The 16,414-nt window shown below is 35.4% G+C and carries 13 protein-coding genes; 5 read left to right on the forward strand and 8 right to left on the reverse strand.

The window, feature by feature from the left end; translation table 11 throughout:
• Positions 1-58 precede the first annotated feature (58 nt).
• From spmB to ACTDJC_RS09165, 5 genes are all read right to left on the reverse strand, one after another.
• Positions 59-589: a spore maturation protein SpmB gene (spmB, locus tag ACTDJC_RS09145; protein ID WP_098309448.1), complete on the reverse strand. Its 531-nt coding sequence runs from the start codon at positions 587-589 to the stop codon at positions 59-61.
• Positions 586-1,182 (reverse strand): nucleoside recognition domain-containing protein, encoded by a 597-nt coding sequence (locus ACTDJC_RS09150; RefSeq protein ID WP_440603197.1) that lies wholly within the window; start codon positions 1,180-1,182, stop codon positions 586-588. Before ACTDJC_RS09150 ends, spmB begins: the two co-directional genes overlap by 4 nt.
• Positions 1,175-2,296, reverse strand: coding sequence for a D-alanyl-D-alanine carboxypeptidase family protein (locus ACTDJC_RS09155; RefSeq protein WP_098309450.1), 1,122 nt, complete (start codon positions 2,294-2,296; stop codon positions 1,175-1,177). The genes ACTDJC_RS09150 and ACTDJC_RS09155 overlap by 8 nt, the downstream gene beginning before the upstream one ends.
• Positions 2,297-2,514: 218 nt before the next feature.
• Positions 2,515-3,429, reverse strand: coding sequence for a superoxide dismutase (locus ACTDJC_RS09160; protein ID WP_098309451.1), 915 nt, complete (start codon positions 3,427-3,429; stop codon positions 2,515-2,517).
• A gap of 107 nt (positions 3,430-3,536) precedes the next feature.
• Positions 3,537-4,028 (reverse strand): DUF3907 family protein, encoded by a 492-nt coding sequence (locus ACTDJC_RS09165; RefSeq protein WP_098309452.1) that lies wholly within the window; start codon positions 4,026-4,028, stop codon positions 3,537-3,539.
• A gap of 481 nt (positions 4,029-4,509) precedes the next feature.
• Here ACTDJC_RS09165 and mprF point away from each other — a divergent pair, with 481 nt between their 5' ends.
• Positions 4,510-7,086: a bifunctional lysylphosphatidylglycerol flippase/synthetase MprF gene (mprF, locus tag ACTDJC_RS09170; RefSeq protein WP_253629096.1), complete on the forward strand. Its 2,577-nt coding sequence runs from the start codon at positions 4,510-4,512 to the stop codon at positions 7,084-7,086.
• Positions 7,087-7,091: 5 nt separating this feature from the next.
• Here the strand turns inward: mprF and ACTDJC_RS09175 are convergent, their stop codons facing one another.
• Positions 7,092-7,862, reverse strand: a complete 771-nt coding sequence (locus ACTDJC_RS09175; RefSeq protein ID WP_440603198.1) for a hypothetical protein — start codon at positions 7,860-7,862, stop codon at positions 7,092-7,094.
• Between the two features lie 307 nt (positions 7,863-8,169).
• Between ACTDJC_RS09175 and deoD the strand changes: the two genes are divergently transcribed.
• The 4 genes from deoD (at position 8,170) to ACTDJC_RS09195 (ending at position 11,998) form a co-directional block, all read left to right on the forward strand.
• Entirely contained in the window at positions 8,170-8,877 is a 708-nt protein-coding gene (gene deoD / locus ACTDJC_RS09180) for a purine-nucleoside phosphorylase (protein WP_098309455.1), read from the forward strand.
• 308 nt (positions 8,878-9,185) lie between these two features.
• Positions 9,186-11,003: an ATP-binding protein gene (locus ACTDJC_RS09185; RefSeq protein WP_440603199.1), complete on the forward strand. Its 1,818-nt coding sequence runs from the start codon at positions 9,186-9,188 to the stop codon at positions 11,001-11,003.
• A 106-nt stretch (positions 11,004-11,109) separates the two neighbouring features.
• On the forward strand, positions 11,110-11,640 hold the full coding sequence (locus ACTDJC_RS09190) for a tyrosine-type recombinase/integrase (protein WP_098309457.1): 531 nt from the start codon (positions 11,110-11,112) through the stop codon (positions 11,638-11,640).
• Between the two features lie 163 nt (positions 11,641-11,803).
• Positions 11,804-11,998, forward strand: a complete 195-nt coding sequence (locus ACTDJC_RS09195; RefSeq protein ID WP_098309458.1) for a DUF3924 family protein — start codon at positions 11,804-11,806, stop codon at positions 11,996-11,998.
• Between the two features lie 143 nt (positions 11,999-12,141).
• Here ACTDJC_RS09195 and ACTDJC_RS09200 read toward each other — a convergent pair whose 3' ends face one another.
• Positions 12,142-14,100, reverse strand: coding sequence for a beta-propeller fold lactonase family protein (locus ACTDJC_RS09200; protein ID WP_440603200.1), 1,959 nt, complete (start codon positions 14,098-14,100; stop codon positions 12,142-12,144).
• Positions 14,101-14,240: 140 nt separating this feature from the next.
• A complete protein-coding gene (locus ACTDJC_RS09205; RefSeq protein ID WP_440603201.1) occupies positions 14,241-16,304 on the reverse strand; it encodes a hypothetical protein in 2,064 nt (687 codons plus the stop codon).
• Between the last annotated feature and the right edge of the window lie 110 nt (positions 16,305-16,414).

Genomic DNA, 16,414 nt, shown 5'->3' on the forward strand with positions numbered 1-16,414 from the left:
TTCTTAATAGTGGCTGTATTCGTATTATAGTCCAATTTGAATGAAAAATGAATCATTATTACTGAAACATAAGTGAAACAAATACAATTGAACACACGATACCAATTAAATCAGCAAATAAACCAACTTTTAATGCATCACCCATTTTCCGAATCCCAACCGCCCCAAAATAAACTGTTAAAATATAAAAAGTCGTATCTGTACTTCCCTGCATCGTGGAAGCAAGTCTCCCAATAAACGAATCTGGTCCGTATGTGGCAATTAAGTCCGTTGTAATACTTAACCCTGCTGATCCAGAAATAGGACGAATAAGTGCAAGCGGAACAATTTCTGCTGGCACATGAATCATATCTAGCATTGGTTTTATCACATGAATCATTGCATCTAGCGCTCCTGAAGCTCGAAAAATGGCAATAGAAACGAGCATACCAACCATAAATGGTAAAATGGATACAGCAATTTGAATCCCTTCTTTTCCCCCTTCTACAAACGACTCATATGTCGGTACTTTTTTTACCGTCCCATATAATAGAATAAATCCAATCACGCATGGAATCACCCATAGAGAAATCATATTGACGATACTCATTTTTTCTTCCCCTTTCTACTTCTTCTTCGGTAAAAATAACGATCAATCCAAATGGCACCAATCATAGATAGCACTTGAGCGATAAAGGTTACCCCTACAATTTCAGTAGGGTTTGCAGAATGATATGTCATCCGAATTGAAATAACCGTAGTGGGAATAAGCGTGATAGCCGATGTATTTAAGGCAAGAAATGTTATCATAGAACGACTCGCAAAGTCTTTTCCCCCATTTAACTCTTTTAAATGTTCCATTGCTTTAATCCCAAGTGGTGTAGCTGCATTTCCTAAACCGAAAAAGTTTGCCCACATATTGGATAAAATAAAACCCATCGCTGGATGATCCTTCGGAACTTCTGGAAACAATTTTTTTACAAGAGGCATACACAATGCAACAAGCTTCTTTAATAGTCCCGCTTCTTCTGCAATTTTCATTAAACCAAGCCAAAAAACAAGAACACTAATCAGTCCAATACAAATAGTTACAGCACTTTTTGAACCTTCAAAAACCGCTTTATTCACTTCTTCCATCGTTCCATTAAACATTGCATACACAATACCAATTAACGCCATCGCAGCCCAGACAAGATTAACCATCTGTTTTCACACCTAACATTTGTGAAAATACTTCTTTAAAATCGCTCCAAAACAAACCTGTTGTCACAATAAGCTTTCGTTTACTATAAAATAAATTACGCTCCCCAATTTCTTCTCCATTTAGATAAGCAATGGCGCGACCTACTTTCTCTCCATCTGTTACCTTGGCTGTTTTATCAAATTCAATTTGTAATGTGACCTTTTTTAACTCCTCTTTTGTTAGCGGCACTAACAAATCATTTTTCGTATATACATGATTTTTATACTTTTTGTCTTGAATTTCAGAAAGTACTCCCTTTTTTAGTACTGTAGTTGATATATACTGTTTAAAGCCTTCATTAAATAAATACATATGATCGTCCCAATCACTCGAAGCCTGCAATGTTACAACAATCAAATCTAGCCCATCTTTTGATGCAGTTGTTACAAGTGTTCGTCCTGCCTTTTTCGTAAAGCCAGTTTTTCCTCCTGTTGCATACTCGTACATAGATGTAACAAGCTTATGTTTATTTTTCCATGGATAATCCCACGCTTGCGACTGATACGTTTTCGTTCCAAAAATTTTACGAAATGTCTCATTGTTCATGGCGTACCGTGTTAACTGTGCCATATCATATGCTGAAGAATAATGTGTCCCATCCCCATCTAAACCGTGCGGGTTAGAAAAATGTGTATCCTTCATTCCAATTTGTGCGGCCTTTTCATTCATTAAATAGACAAACCCATCCGTACTTCCACCAATATATTCTGCAATTGCCTGAGCTGCATCATTTCCAGAACGTAACATTAAACCGTATACTAAATCCTCTAACGTTACTTTCTGCCCTGGCTTTAAATAAATAGCCGATCCTTCCACACGAACAGCCGTATTGCTAATTGATACCTTTTCTTTCATTTTCCCTGATTCAGCTGCCAAAAGCGCGGTCATAATTTTTGTAATACTTGCAATTTTTTCGGATTCATGCTCTAACTTTCCATATAGTACACGCCCCGAATGCTGCTCCATCAACACGGCATTACGAGCACTAACATTATTCATTTGTGCATATGTATCATTGGGTAACATACTTACACATATCATAATAAGTGCTATCACAATCCATCTTCCTCGCATATATTCACGTCCTTTTCGGCACTTTTTGTACAAGTGTATGCTTGGACCTTTAAAATATGAATGGAAGTTGAGGTAGAGGACTTACTGCCAGCAAATAGCGGGATAAAGTGAAACCTCCATCAGTGGGATTTTTTTATCCCCCACTTATCTTCCTCGCTTCTCTCTAAATCTTGAGGTGGGGGTTTTACTACCCACAAAAAAGACGCATCACGATGCGTCTAATATGATATCCACTGAAGTTCTTTTACACTTTCAAATCTTTTCTCTACATCACCCCAGTTGACAATATTCCACCAATTCTTAATATATTCTTCCTTTCGGTTTTGATATTGTAAATAATATGCATGCTCCCATACATCAAGTACTAATAGAGGGATCGTATCCCATTGCGTAAATAATTGATGAAGTGTACTTTGTAAAATTTCTAATCGCCCGGAACGAGGTGCCCAAACGAGAATCGCCCATCCAGAACCTTCCACCTTTGCTGCTGCTTCTGTAAAATGTTTTTGAAAACGTAAAAAGCTCCCGAAATCTTTTTCAATTTGCCTCGATAAGTCTCCATGTGGGCTACCACCACCATCTTTTTTCATATTGTTCCAAAAAATAGTGTGTAAGTAATGTCCGGAACCATGGAAAGCAGCTTCTCTCTCCCAATGCTTTATTAAATCAAATTGATTTGTTTTTCGTGCTTCTGCCATCATTTTCTCTGCTTTATTCAATCCTTCTACATAACTACGATGATGCTTATCATGATGAAGCATCATAATTTCCCTTGAAATATACGGTTCAAGTGCATTATACGGATATGGAAGTGGCGGAAGAGTATGTCCCCCAATCGGTACAGAAGTTTCTACATAATTTCTTTCGTATAATACATATTGTTCTGAATCAGACATTAACGCCTCTTGTAAGTAGTGTTGAATATGTTCAACATCATCACTAATTTCATAAACAAACTCCGCATCATAATCATATTCATTTTCTTTAATACGATCTAATAACATTTGAATTTTATATGCAAGCATATGGACATCATACACTTCCGTTGCCCGGTTATCTAATACGTGGAGAACACTTTCGCACCAACTTTCAACTTCATGAAAGTAATCGGTAAACACTTCTTGCTGACTCATATGTCACCTCCATCAATGCTATCCTTTTTAAATGTATTCGAAAGTATGAGCGTATATGACGTTTCAAAAAGCAAAAGAAGCTAGGAATCACCTAGCTTCTTACAGAGTTAATATTTTTGTATCATTTTCGTTTGATAGTCTGTCTCATAATATTCTAATTCTTCGCGCAACATTTGAAATTTCCCTTCTAACTCTTGCATCATTCGTTCAATAGAAAAAGGAGGTTGTTTTTGAAAGGCAATTGAATTCTTCCCTGTATAAGCTGATCGGCTATTTTCATACCAATAATCATTTTTCGGTGAAAAAAACTCTGCAATCACTTGATGATAGATTTTATATAACGTTCTTTGCGCTGCATTTTTTCGAAACGGCTCATTATTCATTACTACGCAGCAAGCATCTAACCCTTCTTCACAAAATACAAGTAAACGTCGAATTGAAGCTAACAATCCAGCAAAATACTGTTCATCGCCTTCAGGTGTTTCTTCTAATAATAAAGGTAATGTGTGATTATTTACATATTTTGTGATCACTTCAATTACTTCTTCCAAAAAAACAGTTACTTGCCGCGTTTGATTTTCAACCATTAAATTCGACATGCTAGTTTCTCCCCTCACCATTTTAACGGATTTTCGAAAATTGCTTATGCTGCTATTATTGTTTCTTCATCAAAATATACGCGATATTCTTCTATCGTATTAATATGAAAACGCTCTAGCTGTTTCTATTTTTATCACATAAGCTAGCGCAACATATATGTTTTGATTTTCGATTTTAAAAAGCAGATTTCCTTCAAAAGGAGTAAATTCTTGCAAAATTTCTTCAAAATAAAGTGAAACTTCCATCAGTGGGGGTCTTACTGCCCGTTAATGCGGGATAAAACATGAAGCTTCTTTTCTTTTCTTTTCTTTTCTTTTCTATCTTATATATTAATTCTTAAATGTAAAAAAATTTTGTAATATGCTAAATTACATTTTTTAGTTTATAGCTTTTGTAACTGAATTTTCCTTTTTATTTTCACTGAAGTTTGTCATAATAAAAATATTGCCTCAGTTTTCTTATATAAGGAGAGTTGTCTTTATGTCGTTTTCATGGAAACGTATGCTACAAATCGGAAAATTTATTTTCCCCTTTGTCATACTAACAATTGTGTTTTTTCAAGCACGAAAAGAACTATCAGGTATCTCATTTCGAGAAGCAGTTGAAACGATTAAAAACATTCCATCTGGTGGTTTTTTCTTAGCCGTTACACTTGGCGCATTGGCTATTGCTACAATGTTCTTTTATGACTTTGTAATGCTGCGGCATTTGCAAGCTGATATACCAGTTAAAAAGATTTTCCGCATTTCTTGGATTGCTAATACATTAAATGGATTTATAGGATTTGGTGGTCTTATGGGGGCAGGTATACGTACAATGTTATATCGTCCTTATGTACAGGAGAACGGTAAACTTCTTAAAAGTATCGCTTGGATGACAACGGCTTTTATTAATGGGTTAGCATTACTATCCTTTCTTGGCCTCATCGGCGTATTAGATACAAGATTTATTTTACAAGAAAAACCTTGGCTATGGCCAGTTCTCATCTTTTTCGCCCTTTTTGTCCCATTATACATAGGTGTTTCAAAAATAAAAAATCGCAAGCGAAAAACAGAAGAAGCAGAACAAGTAGAACAAAATCCAACTGTCCTCTATTCACTTGTTTCATTATTAGAATGGGTATCGGCAAGTATTGTTATGTATGTCATCTTACTTCTATTTGGGATTGAAGTAGATTTCCGTCAATTTCTCGGTGTATATGTCATTGCAGCCCTGGCTGGCGTTGTTAGCCTTGTACCAGGAGGACTTGGCTCCTTTGACCTTGTTTTCTTAACAGGACTAGAACAGTATGGATTTGATACAAGCGTATTGCTTCCTGCTATGTTATTATATCGCTTTGTATATTATATTTTACCATTTGGACTCGGATTGGTTTTTGCAGCGATTGAAATGACAGGAGCTGCTCTAAAGAAATTTGAAGATAAACCATTTATTGCACCTGCCCTCGAAACAACTGGAGTCCTTTGGACGTTACAACGTGATTTTCTAAGAAAGCTCGGTTCTTGGGCATCTGCTGCGTTAACAAGCTTTGCAGGAATCATGGTGATTTTCTCCACTATCTTTCCAACAAGTATTGAACGCGCCCATGTACTTCATATTTTAGTCCCTAAATACCTAGTACAGATTTCTTTTAGTTTATCGCTAACATTTGGTATTTTGCTCGTTATTTTATCAAGCGGCATTTATCATGGAACGAAGCGATCCTACTATATGACGATTGCAACCCTAATCGGAGCCGCGATTTTTAATACATTAAAAGGAATTGATTTAGAAGAAACCTTTATCTTACTCATTGTACTCGCTGTACTATATATGATTCGTAAACGATTTATACGTGAAAAAGTGGAGGTTTTATTCTCAGATGTAGTAAAAGTATTCCTTTTTTTACTTATTACATTGTATCTATACAAAAACTTAGGGGTACTATTTGCGGAAGCAAAGGAAGTGTTTAAACCTGATTTTGTTGTTCGTAATATTAAACAAGTACAACGAAGTGCATTTGCCGCAGCCTTTTTTGTACCAAGCTTTTTACTAATTGGTTCCATTATCGCAAATCGCTATCGAAGTAAATTTCCCGGGCAACCTTTCAATCCGAAACGGCTGCAACATTTTTTAGATGAACATGGTGGGAACGTGTTAAGCCATCTTGGTTTTTTAGGAGATAAGCAGTTCTTTTTCAGTAGCGATGGCAAAGCGATGATTCAGTTTTCTCCTACAGGTAAACGTCTTATTGTACTCGGGGATCCAATCGGACAGCAATCTTCTTTTCGTAAAGTATTAGAAGAATTTCTAACAGAAGCGGATCGTTTCGGATATATTTGCGTATTTTATCAAATTGAAAGTAAATGGATGAGTTTATATCATGATTTCGGTTACAACTTCTTCAAACTGGGTGAAGAAGCGGTTGTCGATTTAAACACTTTTACAATATCCGGAAAAAAAAGAGCTGGATTGCGTGCAACTTTTAATCGTTTCGAACGAGAAGGTTATACCTTTGCGATTCACGAACCTCCATTTGCAGATGAATTGTATGATGAACTCAAAAAAGTATCAGATGCATGGCTTGGTGGAAAAAAGGAAAAAGGCTTCTCTCTTGGCTATTTAGATCGTGATTATGTGAACCGTGCGCCGGTTGCAACACTTTCTGATGCTGATGGTCAAATCATTGCCTTTACAACATTGATGCCTGTATATCAAGATGGTGAGTTATCTGTTGATTTAATGCGTTATTACCCTAATGCACCAGGTGGAATTATGGATGCTATTTTCATTCATTTATTCCAATGGGCAAAAGAAAATGGCTATCACTGCTTTAATATCGGAATGGCTCCCCTTTCTAACGTTGGGTTATCGGCACAATCATTTTGGTCAGAGCGCGTCGCAGCAGCCATTTTCAACAATGTTCGCTATACATATAGCTTTAGCGGCCTGAGACATTTCAAAGAGAAATATAAACCAGCATGGAGCGGGAAGTATTTAGCATTTCGGAAAAATCATTCATTGCCAATTACGATGCTCGCTGTAACAAAATTAATCGGAAAACGAAAAGACAGCTAAACTTCTTAGCTGTCTTTTCGTTTCTGAACTTGTAATACAAACTGCTCCTCATATTTCTCTCCGTTTATATAAAAAGTACCCCATATTTTATAAATCCCTTCACTCGGAAACGTAACGCGAAATTGCAATTGTCCTTCATCATTAACAGGAACAACGTACAAGAAATGTTGTTTTTTTTCATCTACTATGCGCAGTGCAGCACGTTCTCCTGTATTTGAGCGAAATTTTAGTTTTTGCCCTTTTTCTATTTGAAATTGAAACGTTAATGTTTCCTCTTCATTCGGATGTAACGTACGAAATAAAAGCGATGTTTTGTAAGTACCAATATTTTTTGTTAATACACTATCTACAGCAATTGGCTTTTGTTTTTTTTCTTCTTTATTGCCTACTATAATATTTTTTTCAGCAAACTGTTTTGTTGTCTCTCCTATTTCTTCATATAAGAAAATTGTATATTCCCCTGCTTTTTTAAATTGATACGTGGCTTTATATGAACCATTACCAGTAAACGTTGGTCTCACCTGATACGACTGCGCTAACTGCTTGTCCACAATAAATAACCGAATGTTGTCGTTTACACCATGAATCTCATTCCCTTTTTTATCTTGTAATTGAAATGTAATATGTGCATTTTTATTTACATCGATATCATCAAGTTGCCACTTCACTTGTTGTACTTGTCCCGTTGTTTCTTCGCTGCTTTTGTATTTTTTCATATAAAATCCGCCAAGAACAATAAGAAGCAAAGCGATAATTCCTATTATAAGATTTTTCACGAAATCACCTATCTACTTTTTGATAAATTGTAACACAATTCAGACTATTTTATATATAAAAACATCTAATCTATATTCTTTTTTGTGCAATTATTTTATCTTACACTCTCTCCACCTACCTTCCTTGTCTTTTCATAATCTTGAGGTGGGATTTTACCGCCCATAAATAGCAATATAAATAGAAATACACGTTTGAAAACACACTATTGAAAACGCTCTACTTCGTGTATACTACAAAGAGAAAACTGCTTAATCGATATTATAATCACTATATAATATCGATTGCTACATAACGAGGAGGATATATATGAGCGTTCATATCGGAGCCAAAGAAGGCGAAATTGCTGAATCTATTTTATTACCCGGAGACCCTTTACGTGCAAAGTATATTGCAGAAAATTTTTTAGAAGATGTAACATGCTACAACAATGTACGAGGTATGCTAGGATTTACAGGAACATATAAAGGCAAACGTGTCTCTGTTCAAGGAACAGGTATGGGCGTTCCTTCTATTTCTATTTATGTAAACGAATTGATTCAAAGTTATGGTGTAAAAAACTTGATTCGTGTAGGGACATGCGGTGCGATTCAAAAAGACGTAAAAGTACGTGATGTTATTATTGCAATGACTGCTTGTACCGATTCTAACATCAATCGTTTAACATTCCCTGGATTTGATTTTGCGCCGTGTGCAGACTTTGAGTTATTAAAGAAAGCATATGATGCTGGTGTAGAAAAAGGTTTACATATTCGCGTTGGTAACATACTAACAGCTGATGTATTTTACCGTGAAAGTATGGACATGGTGAAAAAACTTGGCGATTACGGTGTTTTAGCTGTTGAAATGGAAACAACTGCACTATATACATTAGCAGCAAAATACGGTGTAAATGCATTATCTGTTTTAACAGTAAGTGACCATATCTTTACCGGTGAAGAAACCACAGCTGAAGAGCGTCAAACGACATTTAATGAGATGATTGAAATTGCATTAGATGCAGCAATTCAATCGTAATTTTCACAAGAACTTGTCATACGTCTGGCGAGTTCTTTTTTATCCCGCATTAACGGGCAGTAAGCCCCCCACCTCAAGATTGAGAGAGAAACAAATAAGATAGGTTTGGGATAACTGCTGGCATGCGCCCGATTGATTCAACTAACCATCAGGGGGGATGAAAAAATCCCCACTGATGGAAGTTTCACTTTATATGACTTTTTGAAAAAAACTGTCTCAACAAGCGACAGATTTCCTCTCCTACTCTCTTTATTCGTTTGCTATAATAAGAAGACTACTATGGAATTTACAATTTATGAGGTGAAGAAGTGAAAAAAAGAAGCATTGTGTTTAAGCTTTTTCTATTAACATCAGCATTGTTTACTGCTACATTTTTACTCTTTTTCCTTGGACAATCACTGTTTTTAGAAAAATTTTATATAAAGAAAAAAATTCATACGGTCCAAACATCTTTCGAAAAATTTGTAAGTAAATATGAAAAAAGCGATCAGTCAGTTGAAGAACTTTCAAAGTTAAAACAAGAGTTTTATGAAAAAACAAATGCTGAACTCGTCTTACTAGATCGTAATGGCATTATTCAGGATGACAAAAATTATCACATTGAACTTGTTGATAAGTCTAATAAAACATTTTTTATTCCACTCAATAACATTTTCACAAACGATGAATATTCTTCGTTTATAAAATTAGGATTAAACCTTAATGATCCAATCCGTGTACAAGGGATCTTAAAACAAGATATGATTATTCCTATTACAATTACTACTGCCGACAACAGGATATGGCAAAATGATAATATCATTTCAGACTTGAAGCAATTTGGTATACAACTTCAAGACGTGAAAAAAACTTTATATACAAAGGATTTCGGTGTTGGTGTTAGTACATTTGACGGTACTATTTCAAAACTGCACATTCCTTCCTCAAGTGATATTCGTCTTGCAAATAAAGATACATTAATCCAGGGCATTCAGCACTGGGAGCTTTCTGTCGCATTAGGAAAAACAAATACAAATGAAATGACGACGTATACAATGGGCGGGGAAAATGAAGTGAAATATCAGATTTTTGTTAAACCCGTTGTTAAAAATGGTGAAATAAAAGAATTTGCATTTGCAATGACATCACTGCAGCCCGTTGATGAAGCTATGCTTGTTTTGAAAGATTATTATGTTTATGCATTAATTATCGTCTTTATTGTCATTATTTTATTGTCATTCTATTACTCAAAAATTATTGCAAAGCCGCTTATTAAAATGAATCGTGTTACAAAGAAAATGGCGAACTTTGATTTTTCTGAAAAACTTCCAATATCAACAGACGATGAAATTGGAAGCTTATCAGGTAGTATTAACAGCCTTTCTGTAAATTTAAAAGATCGAATTGACAAATTGCATGTAGCAAATACAAAACTACAGCAAGATATTGAAAAAGAGAGACAGCTAGAGAAAACAAGAAAAGAATTTATCTCTGGCGTATCCCATGAATTAAAAACACCGCTAAGTGTAATCCGTAGTTTCGCTGAAGGCATTAAAGATGGTGTAAGTAAAGATACTACGTATTATACCGACGTTATTTTAGAAGAAACTGATAATATGAACCGCCTTATTGTCGAAATGCTAGAACTTGCAAAACTTGAATCTGGCACATATAAATTAGAAATTGAAGCTTTTTCAATTGGAGAATTAATCCAACAAGTTTATACAAAGCTATTATTTAGTATCGAAGAAAAAAATTTACACGTAGAGCTTGCATTAGATCCAACTATTTATGTACAAGCAAATCGCAATCGCATTGAACAAGTTGTCGTCAATCTATTAAGTAATGCAATTCGTTACACACCAAATGGGAAACAAGTAAAGCTATCTGTCATTGAGTATGAAGAAACGGTAAAAGTAGAAATTGAAAATAACGGTACGCCGATTCCTGAAGAAAGTTTAGATAAAATATGGGACCGTTTCTATCGATTAGACGCATCCCGTAGCCGTCATACAGGTGGAACAGGTCTAGGCTTATCCATTGTAAAAAATATTTTAGAACTTCATCATGCCGATTACGGTGTGTATAATAAAGAAAATGGTGTTGCCTTTTATTTCGAATTACAAAAAGCAAAAGAAGTCAAATAATTTGTTCTAATTTCACGAGGAGTTCACATGAAATTCACATACTCCCTTTATAGTAATAACTAGTTAATCCTTTCCTTTACACATATAAAAGAGGAGAGTGCGTGAAATGAAACAAGTAGGACAACCAATTCAAAATGAAAAACAATTAGAAAAAATCAAAGATATACTATTACAATCATCGAAGCGTGATGCTTTATTATTCGTGTTAGCTGTGAATTCAGGATTAAAAGTAAGCGAGATTTTACAATTAAAAGTTGGCGATGTTATTGATGAAAATGAACATGTTCGTCATTCTATTTTGTTCTATAATGACAAAATGAAAAAACATAAATGGTTCGCTGTAAATGAAGAATTGCAACATACTATCGAACAATACATGAAAGAGCGAAAAGTATGGAAACGAAATGAACCATTATTAAAATCTCAAAAGGGAACAAAGTCTATTACAAGACAACACGCTTGGTATATTTTAAATAAAGCGGCAAAAGAAGTTGGTTTAGAAGGGATTAGCTCACATACACTTCGCAAGACATGGGGATATTGTGCTTACAAATCTGGTGTAGATATTGCATTTTTACAACACTTTTTTGATCATAACACCCCATCCAAAACTTTAAAATACATCGGTATTGCTTAGTCATAATTACTGTAAATAGATTTTAAAAAAGGTAACTATTTTGTCAATAGTTACCTTTTTTAATCCAATAAACTCTATTACTTTCTTTACCATATTAATATATCTTTCTCTTTTCTTGTTTCTCCTATCTTCTAGTGATACTCTAGTAGTAGGGGGGAGAAATATGAACACATTAACAATTGAATTACCTAAAGAAACATTGGAAAAACTGCAATTATTACAACAAGCTCACAAACAGAAAACAGGTGCTGTCGTTACCGAAAGCACACTCATTCAATCTCTTATATCAAGAGAATTTATTCAAGAAATTACACCGTTTGATTTACAGAAATATGTACAACAAAAAGAACAGCGATAAAGTTCAACTTTGATTAGTAAGCGTTTTCACTACTGATTATTAGTTGAATCAAACTTGCCATTATAGGCAGTAAGACTCCCACCTCTTTTCTTGATGGTGGGAGTCTTACTGTTCGCAAATAGCGGGATAAACACCGCTATTTTCTATTGAATTGATTTTACATATTCCGCAATTGCATGAACTTCCTGTTTTGACAGTTGTGGCTTTTCTTCATATTGATGCTTCTCTACTGCCTCTTCAACGGTTTTCGCACTACCATCGTGTAAGTACGGGGCTGTTGCCCATACACCGCGAAGTGTCGGAGGATCAAAGTATCCTTTTAGTCTTTTATTTTGGAATCCCCCACGTGCATCACCATCATAATTTGTATCTGTTTCATTAGCAGTCCCAATGTTATAAAGGAAGTTTGTATTGTTCGTCGTTAATTTACCATTTTCATCAACAGCTTTTGTGCTATTTGTGAAATTATCTCCGCCGTGACATGTTAAACAATTTGCCTTTCCTTTAAACAGCTGCTCTCCATCCTTCGCAGTAGGTGTTAATTCTCCATTCCCTTGACGATATGGACTTTTTGGGACAGGAAACGAATTCGGATCATCCAAAAAGGCTTGCAAAGCATCATACATATGCTGCACATCTTTTGGAAGTTCTTTTCCAGGATCAATTTCCATCATACCGCCCATTTCACCTTGTACGGTATGAATATAATCTGTAAAATCATCACGTGATCCATCCCACATAAATAAACCTGTTTTTGTCGTTAAAACGTTGCTTGGTACATTTCGCTTCCCTTTTGGTGTCATTAATGATAAACCATTAATTTCTCCATCACTATGACATGTTGCACAGCTCATCCAGTTGTTTCCTGTAATCCCTGCTGCATATTTATCGCTATTTGCACTGTAGAATATTTCTTTTCCTTCACGTACAAGTTTCGATAAGGAATCTTTTGCAATTAATTTAACTGTCTTCTTATCAGCTTGCACTTTTGCATATGAATCATTACCACCTGTTTCTAAGAAAGCAAGATCATGACTCATCGCATTATGAACTACTAATGTGTTTTCTTTTGGAAGCAACATAATACCGCGCGGATTACTTCCTGGAATACGCCTTACAATTTGCGTTGCATTCCCTCCACGTGTTAAATCAAATACCATAAGATCTTCACTACCAGACATCACAACAAATGCCTTTGTTCCTTTTTCGTTAAAGGCTACATCGTATGGGTTTGATACAATCATCGTTTCATTTTTTGTATTCTTCACATTCATTGCTTCGAATAATTGTTTACGCTGATCTATAATTTCCTCATCTTTTTCTAAATCAATAATCGACACAGCTGGGAAAACTGTTTCTTCAAACTGAATTGGTGTATCTACATTTGTAAGCATATGTGGAACCCAGGCTGTTTTTCCATCTGGTGCAATAACAAATTGCTCTAATGTGTTTGGAATTCCTTGACTCTTTTTACGGTCTTCTTTATCTGGTGAAGATGCAAGTGTAATCACTTTCTTCACTTTATTACTCCCTGTATCTACAACACTAATTTTCCCCTCTAAATAGTACGGTACATACAATTTCTTTCCGTCTTTTGTCATTGCAAGCGTACGTGGGCGATCACCAATTTCAATCTTTTGCACTGTTTTCTTCTTTTCAAGATCAATAACTGATACATTACCAGAGCGAAAATTTGATACATATAACTTCGTTCCATTTGGATTTGTAACAACACCAAATGGCTCAATTTCAGTTGGAATTCGATCAATGACTTTCTTCTTATCAAGTGAAACAACATCAACTTTATTATCGTACATACAAGAAACATATAATTTCGTTCCATCCGGACTGATTGTTAATTGTCTCGGTTCTTTACCAACTGCGATCTCTGACACTACTTTTCTACTTTTTGCATCCATAACTGTCACTGTATTAATATCAATATTCGCTGTATAAATCCATTTCCCATCAGCACTCGTTACAATGTTATCACTATGAACAGCGGTGCTGCGCTTCTCTTCTTTTCCTGATGTTTTCATCCCACAACTAGCAAAAATCCCTATACTTAGGAGTAATACAACCGCCATAAACAATCGCTTCATTATCTAACCCTTCTTTCTCACTCTACCGAGCATCCCCTGTTATCTATATCTCCTACTGATGGAAATTTACTTTGTTACACCCTTTTTTCATAAAAACCGAACAAGTTTATCAACTTGTTCGGTTTATTAATATCATAAACTTATTTTTCTTTCTTCACTTCAACATTGACAAGCACTGGAGCAATACCATTCTTACCATGACCTGCTTGAATTTGTGGTACATTATCCTTATCTGCATTTCCAAGCTTCCCTTTTATATAAACATCGCCTGTATCCCAGAACTCACTTGTTTGCATCCCTTCTTTTAATGAAGGCCCATTGATTACTTGATCATAAAAATCAACATAACGAGAAGTAATCGTTTTTTGTTCTAATGAATCATATTTCGTTTTATCTGCATCTGTATTACTTAAATTTTGCAATGCAACACGCAACACTGCTGATACACTTCCAGCTGTATAAGGCGTATATTTCATTTCACCTTTTTTCGTTTCATATGCATGTGCTTCTTTGTTCCACATTTTACGATCTACTAAATCATATAGTTTACGCGCTTCTTCGCGATACGTTTCATCTTTCGTTGCTAAAAAGGCCGCTGTTAATCCTCGGATTGCTCCAAGCTGTGCTTCTAATGTAACAGGTTCAGTATCTTGTCCTTTTCCAATTGTATAACTATTTGCCATAAAACCATCTTTTGTTTTCATATTCTTTAATAAGAAATCTGCTTGCGTCTTAATCATATTTAGGGCACGTTTTCCTTCTTCTGTTTGTAAGCCTTGTGCCTCTGCCCCGCTTGCATATCCAACCGGCATACCATCAATGGCACGCTGGAATATACGAAGTGCCTCTACCATATAACCTGCATCAAACGTATCAATACGTTTGCCTTGTTCTTTTCCGCTATGCTCTGTAACAAATGCACCTGTTTCTTTGTTATAATGCATTGCTTCAATATTTTTAAAGACTTGTAACATGACATCACGATTCAATGAATAAGGGTCATCTGCTTTTACATCGTTAGACGTGTCACCATCTACATTTTCTACTGCTGCTTTAGCAAATGGTGCTCCATCAAATGCTGCTTGGAATGCTGGATTCACATTTTTATTATTAGGACGCTGATCTGCCATTCCAAAAAATTCAGCAGTTGGCCATAACATCATCCATTGATCGCGAAGCACACTGCGTGCATCTTTCACTTCTAATTGACCAGCTTTAGCAATGCCATTCTTTTCATCTTCATTTACTTTAATCTCATGAGGTAAGTAAACAAGGCCGCCCTCAGGGCTATATTTACTTCCTGCTCCGTTCGTTAATTGCTTTGTATTTGCATCATAAAATAGACCATCACGAATATATGAAAGTTTATTCCAAATTTCTTCTGTTAAAATAACACCTTGCATACCATCAGCACTACTTTTTCCAAGGCGAATATTCGGATCTTGATCTTGCGTATTTGATGTAGCTTCTAATTCTTCGTCCTTATCTACTGTATGGAAACCACCTAAAAAATCTCCCGCCCATAATGCTTGTTTTAAAAATGCTGAACCGTATGCGGCTGGTGTTAACGTTTTATTCATTTTCGAACGATCCCAGCGCAATGTTTTAAAATCCATTTGGAAGGCTGGTACATACGTCTTATCATCATTTTCTGCATATATAGACGTATCTACTTTTTGCATATAATGAGGGTCACCGCCAGCATATTCCATAAATGTCGGATACATATTTGCAAAAATTTCTTTACGTGGATATCCTACACTATCTGCTAGTGTATAAAACCGCTCTTCTAGCCAAGATGGAGCTTCTTTATTTGTTTCTTTTGTCATCTTCTGTACAATTGGGGCATGAAGTAAATGGAAACCAAGCCCTGATTTTTCTACTACCTCATACATTCCTTCTTCTGAGTACTCATAAGACTCGATTCCAGCCATATAATCAAATTTCGTTGGTTTATTTTGTTTTTGTGCATCTAAAAGATCTAAATCTAATCCTAAGCTTTCTGCTAACGGTTCCCCAGCTAATTCAAATTCTGCATATGCAAACATGTTTGCAGCTGTATCAAATGTATAGTCCGTTACTGGTACACCATATGTACTTTTTTCTTTTGCCGTCGTCTCTTCCTTTTTACCTGTACACCCTACTGAAAGTAACAGTGAGGAAACAACAGCAACTGTTGTCATCACTTTCCATGGCTTTTTCATCTATTCCCGCCCCTTTTAACGATACTGATAATTATTATCATGTAAACGCTGTTATTATATTATTAAATCAATCTTTTGTAAACTTTAAATTTTTCAAAACAAAAGATACA

Source organism: Bacillus sp. GB_SG_008 (assembly GCF_052038115.1).
In the GTDB taxonomy this organism is placed as follows: domain Bacteria; phylum Bacillota; class Bacilli; order Bacillales; family Bacillaceae_G; genus Bacillus_A; species Bacillus_A rhizoplanae.

Bases quoted from the DNA above. Each gene is read 5' to 3' on its own strand.
- ACTDJC_RS09190 (WP_098309457.1), top strand. From the start codon at position 11,110: ATGAAACAAGTAGGACAACCAATTCAAAATGAAAAACAATTAGAAAAA.
- ACTDJC_RS09200 (WP_440603200.1), bottom strand. From the start codon at position 14,100: ATGAAGCGATTGTTTATGGCGGTTGTATTACTCCTAAGTATAGGGATT.
- mprF (WP_253629096.1), top strand. From the start codon at position 4,510: ATGTCGTTTTCATGGAAACGTATGCTACAAATCGGAAAATTTATTTTC.
- ACTDJC_RS09160 (WP_098309451.1), bottom strand. From the start codon at position 3,429: ATGAGTCAGCAAGAAGTGTTTACCGATTACTTTCATGAAGTTGAAAGT.
- ACTDJC_RS09155 (WP_098309450.1), bottom strand. From the start codon at position 2,296: ATGCGAGGAAGATGGATTGTGATAGCACTTATTATGATATGTGTAAGT.
- ACTDJC_RS09205 (WP_440603201.1), bottom strand. From the start codon at position 16,304: ATGAAAAAGCCATGGAAAGTGATGACAACAGTTGCTGTTGTTTCCTCA.
- ACTDJC_RS09165 (WP_098309452.1), bottom strand. From the start codon at position 4,028: ATGTCGAATTTAATGGTTGAAAATCAAACGCGGCAAGTAACTGTTTTT.
- deoD (WP_098309455.1), top strand. From the start codon at position 8,170: ATGAGCGTTCATATCGGAGCCAAAGAAGGCGAAATTGCTGAATCTATT.
- ACTDJC_RS09195 (WP_098309458.1), top strand. From the start codon at position 11,804: ATGAACACATTAACAATTGAATTACCTAAAGAAACATTGGAAAAACTG.
- ACTDJC_RS09150 (WP_440603197.1), bottom strand. From the start codon at position 1,182: ATGGTTAATCTTGTCTGGGCTGCGATGGCGTTAATTGGTATTGTGTAT.
- spmB (WP_098309448.1), bottom strand. From the start codon at position 589: ATGAGTATCGTCAATATGATTTCTCTATGGGTGATTCCATGCGTGATT.